Genomic DNA, 16,680 nt, shown 5'->3' on the forward strand with positions numbered 1-16,680 from the left:
ACGCGTCATGCCCTGGGGAGAATTCAAAGACGTTGCCGCGGAACGCCGGCTGTTTCAGCGACGCACCACCGTCATGCTGGGCTTCGTTCTGTTCATGCTCGCCATTCTTGTCGCCCGCATGTACCAGTTGCAGATTGTCGAGCACGATATCTACACCACGCTCTCCGACAAGAACCGGGTCCAGGTGCAATCCGTGGCGCCGCCCCGTGGCCTGGTCTATGACCGCAATGAAGAGCTGCTGGCGGAGAACCGCCCGGTATTCGGTGTTACCCTGGTACCGGAGCGGGTTGACGGCATGGAAAACACCCTGGGCAAGCTTTCCTCTATTCTCTCGATTTCCGAGGAGGACATGGAACGCTTCCAGCGCCGGTTGCGGGAGCCCCGAAGACCGTTCCAGCCTCTGCCACTGAGATACGACCTCAACGAACAGGAAATCGCCAGTCTGGCGGTGCATCGCCACGAGCTGCCGGGGGTGGAAGTGTCGGCTGAACTGGTGCGCTATTACCCCCACAGCGAGCTGACCGCCCACGCGCTGGGCTTCGTCGGGCGAATCAATCGTGACGAGCTGCAGCGGATCGACCCCGTCAATTACGCCGGTACCAACTACATCGGCAAATCCGGTATTGAACGCTTTTACGAGGCGCTTCTGCACGGGCAGGTGGGTTATCAGCACGTGGAGACCAATGCCCGTGGCCGCACCCTGAGAGTGTTGGAGCGCCAGAATCCGGTCCCGGGGGAGGACATTCAGCTGCACCTGGATTTGCGGCTCCAGCGCCTGGCCCACGAGTTGCTCGACGGTCGCCGTGGCGCCATTGTGGCGGTGGAGCCGGACACCGGCGGTCTGCTGGCTCTCGCCAGCGTGCCTGGATTCGACGCCAACCAGTTCGTGACCGGCATCAGTGTCGATAATTACCGGGCCCTCAGCGAAGACCTCGACAAGCCCCTGTTCAACCGTGCCCTCCGTGGCCAGTACCCGCCGGGGTCGACGCTCAAGCCCATGCTGGCGGTGGCCGCGCTGGACAGCGGCGCCACCACCCGTGACCGGACCATCTGGGATCCCGGCTACTTTCAGCTGCAATCCGGCGGGCGTCGTTATCGGGACTGGAAACGCAGTGGTCATGGCTGGGTCGATCTGACCGATGCCGTGGCCGAGTCCTGCGACATCTACTTCTACGAGATCGCGGTGGAAATGGGCGTAGACACCATGTACGAGTACCTCGCCCAGTTCGGCTTCGGGGAAGACGCCACACTGGATGTCTCCGGCGCCCTCAGCGGGCTGCTGCCGTCGCGGGACTGGAAACGGGCGGTGCGCAACGAACCCTGGTACCCGGGTGATTCCGTCAACATGGGGATTGGTCAGGGCTTCATGCTGGCCACGCCGTTACAGCTGGCCACCGCGACCGCGCTGATTGCCAATCGTGGGCGCTGGGTTGAACCCCGATTGCTCAGGGACATCAAGGGGGATCGCTCGGCAGACGAGTTTCTGCCACCACCCGATCACGATCCGCTGATTCTGAAAAACCCCGATGACTGGGAGTTCGTTGTCGACTCCATGGCTGAAGTCATGCATGGCACCAAGGGCACCGCTCGCGGTGCAGCCCGCGGCGCGCCTTACCGGATGGCCGGGAAAACCGGCACGGCGCAGGTCTTCAGCCTGGCAGAAGACGAGGAATACGAGGAAGAAGAAGTGCGTGAACGCCTGCGCGACCATGCGCTGTTCGTCGGATTTGCGCCTATTGATGACCCACAGATCGCCGTTGCCATCATTGTTGAAAATGGTGGCAGTGGCAGCGGCACGGCCGCGCCGGTGGGGCGGGCATTGTTTGATGCCTGGTTGCTGGGCTTTCCTGATGAAAGTAAGGCCCCGGTGACCGGTGCCGCGACGGAGGGCGCACGCTGATGCTGGGCAAAGCACTGGGACAACCGGCACATCACCCGTTATCGCGGCCGCGAAGCCTGTGGTCGGCCTTTCACATTGACCCGATTCTGCTGGGCCTTCTGCTGTTGCTGATTGGTGGTGGCCTGGTCGTTCTCTACAGCGGTGCCGACCGCAACATCGAAGTGGTGAAGGCCCAGGGTATCCGTATGGCGGTGGCGCTGGTGGTGATGACAGTGTTCGCCCAGCTGGATCCGGCGGTATTCCGGCGCTGGGCGCCCTGGCTCTACCTGGCCGGCGTTGCCGCGCTGGTCGCGGTGTTGTTGGTCGGTGTGGGTGCCAAGGGGGCGCAACGCTGGCTGGCGATTCCGGGGCTGCCGCGCTTCCAGCCCTCAGAGCTGATGAAGCTGGTAGTGCCCATGATGACCGCCTGGTACCTCTCCCGTCATTTCCTGCCTCCGCGATTGTCGCGCGTTGCCGTGGCGCTGGCTATCGTTCTGGTGCCCATGGCCATGATTGTCATGCAGCCGGATCTGGGCACGTCATTGCTGGTCGGCGCCGCGGGTCTGTTCGTGGTGTTCTTTGGCGGCATGAGCTGGCGGCTGATCGGGGCGTTCGTGGCCATGGTCTCGGTCGCTGCGCCGCTGATGTGGTTCTTTGTGATGCGCGATTACCAGAAACAGCGGGTGTTGACGCTGCTGGATCCGCAAAGCGATCCACTGGGCGCCGGCTGGAACATCATTCAGTCCAAAACCGCCATAGGGTCTGGTGGGGTGGATGGCAAGGGCTGGTTGCAGGGCACCCAGTCTCACCTGGAATTCCTGCCTGAAAGTCACACCGATTTTATTGTCGCCGTGTTGGCCGAGGAATTCGGCTTTGTCGGTATTCTGGCGCTGTTGACCCTGTATCTCCTGATCATCCTGCGTTGCCTGTACATCTCCGCCACCGCTCAGGATTCCTTCAGTCGCTTGCTTGCCGGCGCCCTGACCATGACGTTTTTCATCTACATTTTCGTGAATGTGGGTATGGTGAGCGGATTGCTCCCGGTGGTGGGGGTGCCGCTGCCTCTGATCAGCTACGGGGGCACGTCCGGAGTCACGCTGATGGCGGCCTTTGGCGTGTTGATGTCGATTCACACGCACCGGCGCATGATCAGCGCCTGACCATGGACGGTGGGTAATGGTTCCCCTCCCGGGCTCCGTGGTAATGTAGCCCCGGCGGCGAACCGGCAGGCGTGCAAGGCCCGCTGGAAAGGCCTTAACGATCCGCCATTACTTCACGGGAAAGTCATGACAGCTGTTTCAACTCCGGGTTTTCGTCGTCCGCTCCTGTGGATGATTGCCGTCATGCTGATGGTTGCGCCCCAGGCGCAGGCCACCGGTTATGAGGCCACGCCTGACGGTCGGGCGTTGATCGATGAGATGGTCACGAAGTACGGCTTCGATGGGGATCGGGTGGCGTCGTTGTTGGCCGAGGCCGAACGCGTTGACAAAATTCTGGAATCGATCAGTCGTCCGGCGGAACGCACCCTGAGCTGGGCCCAATATCGAAAGATTTTTATCAAACCGGCACGTATCGAGCAGGGCCTGGCGTTTCTGCGCGAGCATGAAGACGCCTTTGCCCGGGCAGAGGCGGAATTTGGCGTTCCGGCCACCATCATCGCAGCCATCATTGGCGTGGAAACCTGGTATGGAAACTATCTGGGCAACTACCGGGTGCTGGACGCGCTGGCGACCCTCGCCTTCGATTACCCGCCCCGAAGCCGTTTCTTTCGCAGTGAGCTGGTGCAATACCTGTTGATGACGCGGGAGCAGCGTTTCGATCCGCTGGAGGTGAAAGGCTCTTATGCCGGCGCTATGGGCTATGGTCAGTTTATCTCCAGTAGCTATCGCCATTACGCCATTGATTTTGACGACGACGGCATCGTCGATCTGCTGACCAATCCGGTGGATGCTATCGGTAGCGTGGCCAATTACTTCGGTGCACACCATTGGCGCAAGGGTGAACCGGTTGCCGAACCTGTCGATGCCAGGCTTGCGGCCGACTCACCCCTTTTGACCCGGGAACTGAAGCCCCGTCTGACGGTCAGTGACTATCGGAGCGCGGGGCTGGAGCCAGAAGTGGCGGTGGCGGATGAAGCCACGGCCCGGGCCATGCTGCTGGATGGGCCGGGTGGTGAGGAGCTCTGGCTGACGTACCACAACTTTTATGTCATAACCCGCTACAATCACAGTCACCTGTACGCAATGGCCGTGTTCGAACTGGCCTCCGAGCTTGCCCGGGGACTGGCCGCGGATGATGACAAAACCAGCAAAACAAAGGAATCCTGACCGGTGGTAATCAAGTGTCCAGTAGTGATGATGTGGTTGGCTGCGTCAGCGCTGATTCTGTCCGGATGCGCATCGTCTTCCGCGCCGGAGACAGACCATTCTTCAAGATACACCCTGAGTCAGGATCGGGCGCCGGACGGAAATTTCGACGCCTCTGGGCTGGTGGATGCGAAACCCAGATACGAGGCGCCGCGATCGGCCGGCAACAAATCCTCCTATACCGTCTGGGGTAAACAGTACTCGGTTATTGCCAGTAACGATGGCTATGTCCAGCGGGGCATTGCCAGCTGGTACGGGGAAAAATTCCATGGCCACAAGACGTCCAATGGCGAGGTATTTGACATGTATACCATGACGGCTGCCCACAAGAGCCTGCGGATTCCCAGCTACGCACGGGTGACCAATCTGGACAACGGCCGCTCGGTGGTGGTTCGGGTGAACGATCGTGGTCCCTTCCACGGTGACCGGTTGATCGACCTGTCCTACGCCGCTGCAAAGAAGCTGGGCTATCAGAGCAAAGGCACTGCCCGGGTGGAAGTCGCTGCCATTACGGTGGCGAAAGACGGTACCATGACACTCGCCGGTCAGCCGTTCCCGGGGGGCGGTGACCCGGTTCCGGTCGAGCGGGTGGCAGAACAGCCGGCGCCCGACGGCAGTCGCTCGGCGATGTTCGTTCAGCTTGGCTCTTTCAGCAGCCGCAGCCCGGCGCAAAGCCTGTTGATCAAAGCCCGCGATGCCACTCCGGACCCCATGCGGGTCCGTGAGGTGGACACGGCATCCGGACGGTTCCACCGCGTTCAGGTTGGCCCGTTCAGCAATCCGGATGACGCACGAAAAGCCCAGATGAGGCTTGAAAACCGGGGGTTCGGCCAGACCATACTGCTGACCGATTCCCACTAAAAAAGCAATTACACCCTTAACGACGAATGAATGGACCCATGGCGATAAATTCTGTTTTCCGCGTACTCATTGTAGCCCTGCTTCTGGTGTTGATGCCTTTCGGGCAGGCGAACGCCCAATCGGTGTTGATCCCGTCTCCGCCCCAGGTGGCCGCCAGCTCCTATATCCTCATGGACCCGCTGAGCGGCAAGATCCTGATGGATGAGAACAGTAACGAGCGTCTGCCTCCGGCGAGCCTGACCAAAATGATGACTGCATACATCGTCGAGCGGGAGCTGGATGAGGGCCGTATTTCCATGCCCGACATGGTGCCCATCAGCGTAAACGCCTGGCGCACTGAGGGCTCGCGGACGTTTGTGCAGGAAGGCACGGAAGTGTCGGTGGAGGATCTGCTCAAAGGTGTGATCATTCAGTCCGGCAACGACGCCTCGGTTGCGCTGGCCGAGTTCGTGGCCGGCAGTGAGGGCGCTTTTGTCGACATCATGAACCAGCAGGCCCAGTTGCTGGGTATGCGGGATACCCGTTTTGAAAACGCCACCGGTCTGCCTTCTCAGGATCATTTTTCCACGGCACACGACCTGGCGTTGCTGGCCAAGGCGATCATCAACGATTACCCGGAAAACTACCCGTTGTACGCCGTGAAGCATTTCACCTACAACAACATCCGCCAGCCCAACCGCAACAGCCTGTTGTGGCGTGACGACAGCGTTGACGGTCTGAAAACCGGCCACACTGAAGAAGCGGGCTATTGCCTGGTGGCGTCCGCCGAGCGCAACGATACCCGCCTGATTGCCGTGGTCATGGGCACCAACAGCACCGGCGCGCGAGCGCAGGAAGTCCAGAAGATGCTCAACTACGGGTTCCGCTACTACCAGAGTGAAACCCTGTTCAGCGCCGGTCAGGAGCTGATCGAGGCCCGCATCTGGGGTGGTCGTGATGACCAGTTGTCGGTTGGCGTGACCCAGAATGTCAACGTCACCATTCCCCGTGGCTCCCGTAATTCCCTGGAATCGACCGTGGATCTGGATTCGGTCATCAAGGCCCCTATCAAAGTGGGTGATGAGCTGGGTCGCGTACAGGTCAGACTGGGGGATGAGGTGATTGTGGACCAACCGGTGCTGGCCCTGACAGACGTGCCCGAGGGCGGCTTGTTCAAGCGTCTGTGGGATGCCATCAAGCTGTTCTTTATCCAGTTGTTCTAATCAAGGCCTGAGAGGCTTCAGGAGTCCGCCGGCATGAGTGAGCCGAAAGCACCAAAAATCGAGTTTCCCTGCGACTACGTTATCAAGGTCATCGGCAATGCCGCGCCGGACTTCACGGACTTTGTCGTCGACGTGGTGGAGCAGCACGCGCCGGGCATCACCGAGGCGGACGTCTCGGTGAACAGCAGCAGTGGAGGGAGGTTCTCCTCGGTGCAATTGAGGATCGTTGCCACCGGCGAGGAGCAGCTCAAAGCGTTGTTCGAAGAGCTGAAAGCCAGTGGCCGAGTCCATATGGTGCTGTGATCCGATGCCACAACTGATTGTTCGCTCCCTGGGTGAGCAGCCGTACCTGGAAACCTGGGATGCCATGAAGGCCTTCACCGCCGAGCGCGACGAGGCGACGGCGGACGAAATCTGGTGCCTGGAACATCCGCGGGTCTATACCCAGGGCCAGGCCGGCAAGGCCGAACACATCCTGGCGCCGGGCGACATTCCGGTGATTCAGGTGGATCGGGGCGGTCAGGTGACCTATCACGGGCCGGGCCAACTGGTGATCTATCTGCTGATCAATCTGCCGCGGCTGCGGTTCGCGGTGCGGACCCTGGTGGACGAGATTGAGCAGGCTATCGTGCGGGTATTGGCGGAGGTGGGTATTCAGGCGGCGCCACGGCCCGATGCGCCGGGTGTCTATGTCGATGGGGCCAAGATCGCATCGTTGGGGTTGCGGGTTCGTCGCGGTTGTTCCTTTCATGGCCTGGCGCTGAATGTGGCCATGGATATGGAGCCTTTTCGCCGTATCAATCCCTGTGGGTTTGCCGGCATGCCCATGTGTCAGGTACGGGATTTTGTGCCCGGCGCCACCGTCGCGGACTTTGCCGCCAAACTGGCAGACGAACTGGTGGTCGGGCTAGGGCACGATCAGGTGGAGCGCCGCCGCGGCTGGTAGCCGGGCGGGGCTTCAGGCCGCGGCGCTGCCTGAATCGCAGACGGTATTACGGCCCTGGGTCTTGGCCCGGTAGAGCGCTTCATCGGCCCGTTGCAACAGGCGGTCCACCGATTCGGAACCGCTGATGGTGGCCACGCCAACGCTGATGGTGGCGGCGATGGCCCGATTGTCGGCCTGTACCGATTTGCTGCCAACGGCCTCGCGGATGCGGTTGGCGGTATGCACCGCATCCGCGATTCCGGTTTCCGGCAGCAAGACCAGGTATTCCTCTCCCCCCCAGCGTGCCAGTGTATCGACTTTTCGGCACTGTTCGCGCAATGTTGTTGCCACCAGTACGATCATTTCGTCACCCACATGGTGGCCGTAGTTGTCGTTAACACTCTTGAACAGGTCGATGTCCATCAGCAGCACCGAAAACACCCGCGAATTCCGCAGGTAGCGCTGATATTCGCCATCCAGCTGGGTCATGATTTCCCGCCGGTTGGCCAGGCCGGTCAGTGCATCATGTTTGGCCGCGTATTCGAATTCCTTGGCCAGCTTCAGCAGGCTGAGCTTGCTGCGTCGTCGACTCTGGTCGAGCACGTAACAGGTGGACATCTCGAACGCCAGCACCGCCAGCATGGTCAGCCGGAAACTGGTGCTGTAGGGCGAGTCGAAGACCAGGTCCCCCAGCGGACTGAATAGCAACGCGACTGCCGCCAGCCCGCCACTGCAGGCGATAACGCCCACTCTCGCCTGGCTGATGTAGAAAATGATGGGCGGATAGGCAAACAGCCAGATGATGGCGGAGCCGTCTTCGACCGCCTGAACCGCCAGATAAGTGAACAGGGCGGAGATGATGGTAATAAATCCCCGGCGCTGGAGCATGCTGTGACGGATGCCCAGATACACGAGGCCGTTGGCGGCGAGCAGCCCGGCAAACGCCAGCAGTAGCGCCGGCGTCAGCGGATCTCCGCGCAGCGAGGAGCGGTAGGCGAAAAAGATCAGTAAGGGCACGGCGGCCAGGGTCAGCCAGCCGATCAGGGTGGGCACGGGAATTTCCCCCTGTACCCGATACTGGGATAACTCGCTGTCTGCGCGTTTTATGGGTTCTAGTGTCATTTTCAGGTCTTGTTGTTCTGGTGTTATTGTTGGGCCATGGCAAAAGCCGCATCTCCATACTAGTCGGAAATTATGCGGCTGATTGTTTAGAAACGTAAAGAGTTGCAAGGATTTCACCGATATACGGTGACAAGATGCGAGGCATTGGCCGTAAGGGCGTGCGGCGTGCGGCACGCCAGTGAGGCTCGTTGTCGTTCCTGTCCGTATAATGGTGGTGAGTGGCCCCGGGGCTGAAATTTCTGAACCGCGCAGGTATTTGATGGTATCCAAGAAACGGGGAACGTCGGTTTCACGAATCAAAACCGGAAGCTTCGAGCGGCGCCTGACGCTGACCAGGGCCGGATTGTTCGCGGGCACGCGAATGGCATCCCACATGGCAACCAACTGGTTCAGCAGTCGCGAGACCCGCGATCAGCGCCATCGTGCCATGCTGTCCAGCCAGGCGGAGTTTCTGGTGGATGAGCTGGGTAAGCTCAAGGGCAGTGTGGTCAAGATCGGGCAGGTCATGGCCCTTTACGGTGAGCATTTCCTGCCGGAGGAAGTGACCGAAGCCCTGCATACCCTCGAGGATCAGACCACGTCTCTGGAGTGGGGGGCGATCGAGCGGGTGCTCAAGGATGAACTGGGCCCCGAGCGGCTGGCACAACTGGAGGTGGATCCCGAGCCCATTGGTGCCGCCTCGCTGGGCCAGGTGCACAGAGCACGGCGCAAGAGCGATGGCCTCGAACTGGTGTTGAAGGTGCAGTACCCCGGCGTTGCCGACGCGGTGGACAGCGACCTCAACGCGGTGGCGCAATTGTTGAAAATAGCGCGGCTGGTGTCCTTCGGTCCGGAGTTCAATGACTGGCTGGAAGAAGTGCGGGAAATGATGCACCGGGAGGTCGACTACCGCCTCGAGGCCCGAACCACAGAAAAGTTCCGCAAGATGCTGACCGCGGACCCGCGGTTCGTTGTGCCTCGGGTTCTTGAAGAGTTTTCCACCACCCACGTCATTGCCTCCACCTACGAGCATGGCCACTCGGTAAGCTCGGTGGCGGTACGGGAACTGCCGCTGGAGCGGCGAACCACGCTGGGAGAGGCGGCGCTGGAGTTGTTTTTCCGTGAACTGTTTGTCTGGGGAGAAATCCAGACCGACCCCAATTTCGGCAATTACCGTATCCGCATTGCCGGTGAGCAGGGCGCAGATCCGGGTTATGATCAGATCGTGCTGCTGGACTTTGGCGCTGTGCAGTCCTACTCACGGTCGTTTCTCGATCCGGTAATTCAGATGATCCGCGCCTCCTACGAGGGCGACCTGCCAGCGGTGATTGAAGGCGGTGTGACGCTGCGATTTATGAGCCGTGACTGGCCCGAGGATGTGCTCGAGAAGTTCGGTTCGGTCTGCATGTCGGTACTGGAACCTCTGTCCCGGGACCGGAGCCAGTGGCCCGAGCAGGCGGTGAACGAACAGGGGCAGTACCGCTGGAAACAGAGTGATCTGCCGTCCAGGGTGGCGCGCCAGGCCGCGCGCTCCGCCATCAGTCGGTATTTTCGGGTACCACCGAAGGAGTTTGTGTTCCTCAATCGCAAGCTGATCGGGGTCTATACGTTTATCGCGGTGCTCAACGCTGAATTCAACGGTGAAGATCTGCTGAGGGCCTATCTATACGGTCAGGGTACCGATTCGGAGGGAACGCCAGCAGCTTCCATGACCAGCCACAACACGAAGGCGTAACGCAGGCCTTTGCCAATGGCAACCAGCACCACGAAATTGAGCCAGGGCACGCGCATGATGCCGCCTACCAGCGTCAGCGCGTCGCCTCCTAAGGGCAGCCAGCCCAGCAATAATGACCATTGCCCGTAGCGATTGAACCGCTCCCGGGCTCTCTCCAAATGACGCTCCGATACCGGAAACCAGCGTTTGTTCTTAAAGCGATCCACTTGCCGGCCGATAACCCCGTTAACAACGGAGCCCAGCGTGTTGCCTGCGGTTGCCCATACCCACAGCCACCACAGGGAATAACCCTGCGTTACCAGCGTGCCCAGCAGTACTTCTGAGTACGCCGGGAGCAGCGTGGCGGCCGCGAATGCGGTCAGAAACAGGGTCAGGTATGCCACGTTGTTACCTCGTTTTAAACATCGTTACCGTACAGGTTCCCGCACCATGAAAAAGCTTTCGTTACGCCTGAAACTCTACGCCCTGGTGATCTCGCTGCTCCTCGTGATGGGGATCAGTATTGTGGTTACCGCCCAGTTGTCGCTCAGCGACATGGAGCACAGGATCACCACCGAAACCCGGGATACCGTGCAGGGTATTGTGATGGAGCGTCTGAGCGCAACCGCCGGGCAATACGGAGAACTGGTCAGCGGGCTGTTTGCAACCGCCTACCGGACACCGGAGGTGGTGCGCAACGTCATTATTCGCAACATCCAGGCGGACAGCTCCGGGCGCATCAGCCGCATCGACCTGCAGGAAACCATCGGCGCGGTTCTGGAGGAGCAGAAAAGTCTGAGCTCGGTGTATGCCCAGTTCGAGCCGGATGGCTACGACGGCCAGGATCGCTATTTCACCGGCGGTGTGGAAGAACACAGCAGCGACGAGGGAACCCTGGAAATCTATTATTACCGTTCGCCGGAGGGTGAGGTGGTGTTCAGCAGAACCGAGGACCCCGCCACCAAGTACCTGGACACCCGCAACGAATTCGGCATCCGTGAGGCGGAGTGGTATTTGTGCTCCAGGGACAGTAAGAAGCCGTGCATTATGGAACCCTACGACTACGAGATTGAAGAGGGCTACTCCGAACTGATGACCAGCCTGGTGGTACCCATCATGGATGGCGGGCGGTTTGCGGGGGTTGTCGGTGTCGACATCAATCTGTCAACGCTGCAACGCACCATCGGCGAGGTCAGCCAACAGCTGTATGGCGGTGAATCCCGGGTGACACTGCTCAGCAACAAAGGCCTCATTGCCGCCTCCAGCCACTACAAGGACTATCTCGGGCGCCCGCTCCAGGAAGCGCTGCCCAAGCTTGCCGAAGACTTTACCCGATTGCACCGGGGTGAGGGTACCTACGATGACGGCGAGACACTGGCGGTGTCCTACCCGGTGGACATTGCCTTGCCGGGCACGCAATGGTCGCTGTTGATCCAGTTACCGCGAGATACCGCGCTGGCCGAGGTAGCGCAGATTACCCGTCTGTTGTCCGAGGAAGTGGATGCTACCGCCGGGCGTCAGACGCTGGTGGGTATGGTGGTCTCTGTGCTGTCGATCCTGGTACTGGTGCTGCTGGTGCGCTCGGTCACCCGTCCATTGAATGAGATCCGTGATCGCATGAAAAGCCTCGCGAGCGCCGAGGGCGACCTGACCCGTGAGCTGAGTATTGATACCCATGCCGAGCTGATCGAACTGGCCGGTGGCTTCAATGCTTTCCTGGCGCGGCTGCGGGACATGATCAACGATCTCAAGAGCGTGAATGGCCAGGTTCGACAACAGGCCTCCGATGTGGGTGGCATCGCACGGGAGACCGATGCCCAGACTGAACGCCAGCATCAGGACATTGAGGGTGTGGTTGCCGCGATGAATGAGATGTCGGCAGCGGCCGGAGAAGTCGCCGGTTTTGCCGGTGATGCCGCGGATAACGCCCGCCAGGCCCAGGACGGCGTGCGTTTCACCCAGGACACCCTGACCACCGCCGTCAATGGTGTCAGTGCGCTGTCCGGCGACATGGGCGAGGCAAGCACCGCGATTACTCAGGTGGCCGGGCGCAGCGAGGATATCAACCGGATACTCGACGTGATCCGGGGTATTGCCGAGCAAACCAATCTGCTGGCCCTGAATGCCGCCATTGAAGCTGCCCGTGCCGGAGAGCAGGGGCGCGGTTTTGCGGTGGTGGCGGACGAGGTGCGCACGCTGGCGTCACGCACCCGCGAATCCACGGATGAAATCAGCACCATGATCGAAGCTTTACAGAGCGATGTGGACGGCGCGGTGTCGGTCATTCGTTCGGGAGTGGATCGTGCCACCCTGGCGGTGGAGGGCACCCGCGAAGCCGACCACTCCCTGGCGGCAGTTGTGGAACGGATTGGCACCATTGTCGAGCACGTCACCCAGGTTGCTACTGCCGCCGAGGAGCAAAGTTCGGTCAGCGAAGAGATCAACCGTAACCTGACGCACATCGGGGATGCCGCCAACGACCTGCGCGAACTGGCCCAGCGTGTCCGCAGCAGCGGCGATGCGCTGGATCAGCAGGTGGATGTGCTGGATTCCGAGCTGGGCCGACTGAAAACCTGACGGCGGGTCTGAGCGCAGGCCGATGCGGGGATGGTGCACCGCTATGGCGGCGATTCATTGCGTCAATTTTGCGATCCCATGACGGCGTGTCATCATTGGAGCTTGTTGAGTGCGTGGCGAGGGCCCCCGCCGGAACGTTGCCAAATGAGGAGTAGGTTATGGAGCATGTGACTATTTACGGCCGTACATCTTGCGGTTTCTGTGTGCGTGCCAAACAGTTGTGTGAGTCCAGAGGTATTCCTTTCACCTGGGTAGACATGGTGGCGGAGAGGCTGAGCAAGGAAGACATTGCTGATCGGATTGGTCGTCCGGTTCACACTGTGCCGCAGATTCTGGTCGGGCAGCGCTACATCGGAGGGTCAGACGAGTTCATCCGCTACTTACGCGAACAGGAAACGGCGAACGCGAACGGGTGATCGTTTGCTGAAAAAAAGGCGCTTGTGAGGTAATCACAAGCGCCTTTTTTCTTTCGCTCCGGTTGTGTCGCTGTTACCGGGCACCCCAACCGGAGATCAGAGCTCGAAACCTGTCTTCAGCTTCTTTTCGATCAGGGTATTCTGCAGTTTTGCCACCCGCGGCAGACCGTTGTCAAACGGCGGGAAGCTCTCGCCGTAGATCAGTGGCTCAAGGTAATCCCGGCAATCCTGAGTGATGCCAAAGCCGTCATCGGTGATGTAGTGGATCGGCATTTTCTTCTCCTGGTTGGCCACCTCGCTCAGGGGCGCCTCGCCGATGTGCCAGCGATACGGCTTTGACTGTTCGCGAACGATGGTTGGCATCAGGGCCTGCTTGCCCTCCATGGCCATTTCGACCGCGGCCTTGCCCACCGCATAGGCCTGCTCCACGTCGGTGGCCGAGGCAATGTGGCGGGCACTGCGTTGCAGGTAATCCGCCACTGCCCAGTGGTATTTGTGGCCCAGGGCCTGCTTGACCATGTTGGCCAGCGCCGGTGCCACACCGCCCAGTTGGGTATGACCAAAGGCATCCTTGGCGCCGGCATCCGCCAGGAAGCGACCGTCTTCGTACTGGGCGCCTTCCGAGGCAACAATGACGCAGTAGCCGTATTCCTTCACACAGAATTCCACGCGCGCCAGGAACGCCTCGCGGTCAAACGGAATTTCCGGGAACAGAATGATGTGCGGCGGCTGGCCTTCGCCCTGGCCGGCCAGTCCGCCGGCTGCGGCGATCCAGCCGGCGTGACGGCCCATCACCTCAAGGATGAACACCTTGGTCGAGGTCTCACACATGGATTTGATGTCCAGGCTGGCTTCGAGCGTGGAAGTGGCGATGTATTTGGCAACGGAGCCGAAACCGGGGCAGCAGTCGGTGAAGGGCAGATCGTTGTCAACGGTCTTGGGTACGCCGATGCAGGTGATCGGATACCCCATTTTGTCGGCCAGCTGGGACACTTTGTAGGCGGTGTCCTGGGAGTCGCCACCGCCGTTGTAGAAGAAGTAGCCGATATCGTGTGCGCGGAATACCTCGATCAGGCGTTCATACTCGCGCCGGTTTTCGGAAATGTTCTTGAGTTTGTGCCGGCAGGAGCCGAAAGCGCCCCCGGGGGTGTGTATCAGCGCCTGAATGGCCTCGTCGCTTTCCAGGCTGGTGTCAATCAGCTCTTCCTTGAGTGCGCCGAGAATCCCGTTGCGGCCGGCATACACCTTGCCAATGCGATCCGGGTATTTACGCGCGGTCTGGATGACCCCGCAGGCGCTGGCGTTAATGACTGCGGTCACACCGCCGGATTGAGCATAAAAAGCGTTCTTGGTGGCCATCTCGGGCTGGTGCCTCCTGCTGGTTCAGTAAATGCCGCCGATGATACGCCAATTGCCGGTTTTTTTCATGAGCAGGATTGCGGATAACGAAGCGCTTGACGGCTCGTGATCTATACGGGAGGCTTGGCACGTTCTATTTTGGACCAAGTAAGGGGTCAGACCGGTCATGCACATTCATATCCTGGGGATTTGCGGCACATTCATGGGCAGCCTGGCGGTCTTGGCCCGGGAGCTGGGCTACACGGTGACCGGCTCGGACCAGGGGGTGTACCCGCCCATGAGTACCCAACTGGAAGCCCAGGGCATTGGCCTGATGGACGGGTATCGCGCTGAGAATCTTGAGCCGAAGCCGGACCTGGTACTGATTGGCAACGCCATGTCCCGTGGCAATCCGGAAGTGGAAGCGGTGCTCAATCGCAACATCGACTACATGTCCGGGCCGGAGTGGCTGGCGCGGGAAGTGCTGCGCCACCGCTGGGTTCTTGCGGTTGCCGGCACCCATGGCAAAACCACCACCACCTCCATGCTGCTGTGGATTCTGGATCAGGCCGGTTTTGACGCCGGGTATCTGGTGGGTGGCGTGCCGCAGGATTTTCCGGTGTCGGCCCGCCTTGGTTCCAGTGACTTCTTCGTGATCGAAGCGGACGAATACGACAGCGCGTTTTTCGACAAGCGCTCGAAGTTCGTGCACTACCGTCCCCATACGCTGATCATGAACAACCTCGAATTCGATCACGCGGATATTTTCGACGATGTTGAAGCGATCGAACGGCAATTTCATCATCTGGTGCGCACCGTGCCGTCCAGCGGTCTGATTGTTCGCCCCGCCCGCGATGTGCACCTGGATCGCGCTCTGGCAATGGGGTGTTGGAGCGGGGTGCAAAGCACCGCCATCGGCAGCGAGGTGGCGCACACCACCGACTGGCGCGCGGAATTGCTGGCGGAGGATGGCAGCCGCTTCATGGTGGTGCACCATGAGCAGCCGGTAGCAACGGTGACCTGGTCCCAGACCGGGCTGCACAACGTCCGCAACGCGCTGGCCGCTATCGCTGCCGCGCGCCATGTAGGAGTGACGCCGGACCATGCGGTGGCTGCTCTGTGCCGTTTCTCCGGGGTCAAGCGCCGCATGGAGTTGCTGGCGGAAATCAACGGCGTCAGTGTGTACGACGATTTTGCCCATCACCCCACCGCCATTGCCACCACCCTGGAGGGGCTGCGCCACAAGGTGGGGGGCGAGCCGGTGCTGGCGCTTATCGAGCCCCGCTCGAACACCATGCAGCAGGGGGTGCATCAGCAGGCCCTGCTGTCCAGTGCTGCCGCTGCCGACCACGTTATCTGGGCCAATCTGAATCAACTGACGTGGTTGCCGGCGCTGGTGAATGCCTGGTCGGCCGACCCCGGACAAACGGTTCAGCACCAGGTGGAGGACACGGTGGAGGCGCTGATTGAGCAGACGCTGGCAAAGATTTCCGGTCCCTGCCACATTGTGATCATGAGCAACGGCGGTTTTGGTGGCATCCACCAGAAACTGATTGCCGAACTTGAGCGTAAATATCCGGCATGACAGAGACAACAGCGCAGCAAAGCAGCTCACCACGAACCATCAACCTGGCCTTCACAGGCGCTTCCGGCGCCCAGTATGGGCTGCGTCTGTTGCAGTGCCTGGTCGCAGCCGGCTGCACCGTGAATGTGATGGTCAGCCGCGCTGCGCAGGTGGTGATGGCGACGGAAACCGACCTCAAACTGCCGGGCTCGCCGCCGGCCATGCAGGCTACACTGGCAGGGTTTACCGGCGCCGCGCCGGGCCAGTTGCTGGTGTTCGGGCGGGAAGATTGGTTTGCCCCGCCGGCATCAGGCTCCGGGGAAAAAGCGCCGCTGGTGGTCTGTCCCTGCAGCACCGGCACCTTGTCGGCGCTGGCCACCGGGGCCAGCAACAACCTGATCGAGCGGGCCGGCGATGTCGCCCTGAAAGAGCGGCGGCAGCTGATTCTGGTGCCGCGGGAAGCGCCGTATTCCGAGGTGCATCTCGATAACATGCTGAAACTGACCCGCATGGGCGCCGTGATCATGCCGGCCAGCCCAGGCTTCTATCATAACCCGCAGTCGGTAAACGACCTGGTGGACTTCATCGTGGCCCGTATTCTCGACCATCTGGACCTGCCCCAGGATCTGATGCCGCGTTGGGGCGAGGAACGCGCTGACGGCAAACGCGATGACCAGCGTCAGTAAGCGCCGGGAGCGATGGTTTTGGTCAGCCCGATTGATGGTTTTCACCATTGA

The 16,680-nt window shown here is 60.6% G+C and carries 15 protein-coding genes; 12 read left to right on the plus strand and 3 right to left on the minus strand.

The genetic code is table 11. From position 1 onward, the window contains the following. The first annotated feature begins 7 nt into the window (after positions 1–7). From mrdA to lipB, 7 genes are all read left to right on the plus strand, one after another. The gene (gene mrdA, locus MLC70_RS12355; protein ID WP_248184145.1) at positions 8–1,900 is read left to right on the plus strand and encodes a penicillin-binding protein 2; all 1,893 of its coding nucleotides are present in this window, start codon (positions 8–10) and stop codon (positions 1,898–1,900) included. Continuing rightward, a complete protein-coding gene (gene rodA / locus MLC70_RS12360; protein ID WP_248184149.1) occupies positions 1,900–3,039 on the plus strand; it encodes a rod shape-determining protein RodA in 1,140 nt (379 codons plus the stop codon). Before mrdA ends, rodA begins: the two co-directional genes overlap by 1 nt. 126 nt (positions 3,040–3,165) lie before the next feature. Further along, entirely contained in the window at positions 3,166–4,206 is a 1,041-nt protein-coding gene (mltB, locus tag MLC70_RS12365; RefSeq protein WP_248184150.1) for a lytic murein transglycosylase B, read from the plus strand. 27 nt (positions 4,207–4,233) lie between these two features. Further along, a complete protein-coding gene (locus MLC70_RS12370; RefSeq protein ID WP_248184287.1) occupies positions 4,234–5,106 on the plus strand; it encodes a septal ring lytic transglycosylase RlpA family protein in 873 nt (290 codons plus the stop codon). A gap of 38 nt (positions 5,107–5,144) precedes the next feature. Then, a complete protein-coding gene (locus tag MLC70_RS12375) occupies positions 5,145–6,308 on the plus strand; it encodes a D-alanyl-D-alanine carboxypeptidase family protein (RefSeq protein WP_248184152.1) in 1,164 nt (387 codons plus the stop codon). Between the two features lie 33 nt (positions 6,309–6,341). Then, entirely contained in the window at positions 6,342–6,611 is a 270-nt protein-coding gene (locus tag MLC70_RS12380) for an HP0495 family protein (protein WP_248184153.1), read from the plus strand. Positions 6,612–6,615: 4 nt separating this feature from the next. Then, positions 6,616–7,254: a lipoyl(octanoyl) transferase LipB gene (lipB, locus tag MLC70_RS12385; RefSeq protein WP_248184154.1), complete on the plus strand. Its 639-nt coding sequence runs from the start codon at positions 6,616–6,618 to the stop codon at positions 7,252–7,254. 12 nt (positions 7,255–7,266) lie between these two features. On the opposite strand, the gene MLC70_RS12390 is transcribed toward lipB, so the two are convergent. Beyond that, entirely contained in the window at positions 7,267–8,355 is a 1,089-nt protein-coding gene (locus tag MLC70_RS12390; protein ID WP_248184155.1) for a GGDEF domain-containing protein, read from the minus strand. Positions 8,356–8,614: 259 nt separating this feature from the next. Between MLC70_RS12390 and MLC70_RS12395 the strand changes: the two genes are divergently transcribed. Next, positions 8,615–10,069, plus strand: a complete 1,455-nt coding sequence (locus tag MLC70_RS12395) for an ABC1 kinase family protein (protein ID WP_248184157.1) — start codon at positions 8,615–8,617, stop codon at positions 10,067–10,069. On the opposite strand, the gene MLC70_RS12400 is transcribed toward MLC70_RS12395, so the two are convergent. Then, positions 10,006–10,452, minus strand: a complete 447-nt coding sequence (locus MLC70_RS12400) for a YqaA family protein (RefSeq protein ID WP_248184159.1) — start codon at positions 10,450–10,452, stop codon at positions 10,006–10,008. The two genes, MLC70_RS12395 and MLC70_RS12400, sit on opposite strands and share 64 nt — an antisense overlap. Positions 10,453–10,498: 46 nt before the next feature. On the opposite strand from MLC70_RS12400, the gene MLC70_RS12405 reads away from it, so the two are divergent. Together MLC70_RS12405 and MLC70_RS12410 are read left to right on the plus strand one after the other, a co-directional pair. After that, the gene (locus MLC70_RS12405; protein WP_248184160.1) at positions 10,499–12,625 is read left to right on the plus strand and encodes a methyl-accepting chemotaxis protein; all 2,127 of its coding nucleotides are present in this window, start codon (positions 10,499–10,501) and stop codon (positions 12,623–12,625) included. Positions 12,626–12,783: 158 nt separating this feature from the next. Further along, complete coding sequence (locus MLC70_RS12410; RefSeq protein ID WP_248184162.1) at positions 12,784–13,041, plus strand: GrxA family glutaredoxin; 258 nt, start codon at positions 12,784–12,786, stop codon at positions 13,039–13,041. Between the two features lie 96 nt (positions 13,042–13,137). On the opposite strand, the gene MLC70_RS12415 is transcribed toward MLC70_RS12410, so the two are convergent. Further along, entirely contained in the window at positions 13,138–14,400 is a 1,263-nt protein-coding gene (locus tag MLC70_RS12415; protein WP_248184164.1) for a 6-phosphofructokinase, read from the minus strand. Between the two features lie 166 nt (positions 14,401–14,566). Between MLC70_RS12415 and mpl the strand changes: the two genes are divergently transcribed. Together mpl and MLC70_RS12425 are read left to right on the plus strand one after the other, a co-directional pair. After that, positions 14,567–15,964 (plus strand): UDP-N-acetylmuramate:L-alanyl-gamma-D-glutamyl-meso-diaminopimelate ligase, encoded by a 1,398-nt coding sequence (mpl, locus tag MLC70_RS12420; protein ID WP_248184166.1) that lies wholly within the window; start codon positions 14,567–14,569, stop codon positions 15,962–15,964. Continuing rightward, positions 15,961–16,629 (plus strand): flavin prenyltransferase UbiX, encoded by a 669-nt coding sequence (locus MLC70_RS12425; protein WP_248184170.1) that lies wholly within the window; start codon positions 15,961–15,963, stop codon positions 16,627–16,629. Before mpl ends, MLC70_RS12425 begins: the two co-directional genes overlap by 4 nt. Positions 16,630–16,680 lie beyond the last annotated feature (51 nt).

Origin of the sequence: Marinobacter goseongensis, from assembly GCF_023156235.1 — a bacterium.
GTDB lineage: Bacteria > Pseudomonadota > Gammaproteobacteria > Pseudomonadales > Oleiphilaceae > Marinobacter > Marinobacter goseongensis.

What these genes read in the sequence shown, in the direction of transcription:
- mrdA (WP_248184145.1), top strand. Translation starts at nt 8, where the DNA reads ATGCCCTGGGGAGAATTCAAAGACGTTGCCGCGGAACGCCGGCTGTTT.
- rodA (WP_248184149.1), top strand. Translation starts at nt 1,900, where the DNA reads ATGCTGGGCAAAGCACTGGGACAACCGGCACATCACCCGTTATCGCGG.
- mltB (WP_248184150.1), top strand. Translation starts at nt 3,166, where the DNA reads ATGACAGCTGTTTCAACTCCGGGTTTTCGTCGTCCGCTCCTGTGGATG.
- MLC70_RS12370 (WP_248184287.1), top strand. Translation starts at nt 4,234, where the DNA reads ATGATGTGGTTGGCTGCGTCAGCGCTGATTCTGTCCGGATGCGCATCG.
- MLC70_RS12375 (WP_248184152.1), top strand. Translation starts at nt 5,145, where the DNA reads ATGGCGATAAATTCTGTTTTCCGCGTACTCATTGTAGCCCTGCTTCTG.
- MLC70_RS12380 (WP_248184153.1), top strand. Translation starts at nt 6,342, where the DNA reads ATGAGTGAGCCGAAAGCACCAAAAATCGAGTTTCCCTGCGACTACGTT.
- lipB (WP_248184154.1), top strand. Translation starts at nt 6,616, where the DNA reads ATGCCACAACTGATTGTTCGCTCCCTGGGTGAGCAGCCGTACCTGGAA.
- MLC70_RS12390 (WP_248184155.1), bottom strand. Translation starts at nt 8,355, where the DNA reads ATGACACTAGAACCCATAAAACGCGCAGACAGCGAGTTATCCCAGTAT.
- MLC70_RS12395 (WP_248184157.1), top strand. Translation starts at nt 8,615, where the DNA reads ATGGTATCCAAGAAACGGGGAACGTCGGTTTCACGAATCAAAACCGGA.
- MLC70_RS12405 (WP_248184160.1), top strand. Translation starts at nt 10,499, where the DNA reads ATGAAAAAGCTTTCGTTACGCCTGAAACTCTACGCCCTGGTGATCTCG.
- MLC70_RS12410 (WP_248184162.1), top strand. Translation starts at nt 12,784, where the DNA reads ATGGAGCATGTGACTATTTACGGCCGTACATCTTGCGGTTTCTGTGTG.
- MLC70_RS12415 (WP_248184164.1), bottom strand. Translation starts at nt 14,400, where the DNA reads ATGGCCACCAAGAACGCTTTTTATGCTCAATCCGGCGGTGTGACCGCA.
- mpl (WP_248184166.1), top strand. Translation starts at nt 14,567, where the DNA reads ATGCACATTCATATCCTGGGGATTTGCGGCACATTCATGGGCAGCCTG.
- MLC70_RS12425 (WP_248184170.1), top strand. Translation starts at nt 15,961, where the DNA reads ATGACAGAGACAACAGCGCAGCAAAGCAGCTCACCACGAACCATCAAC.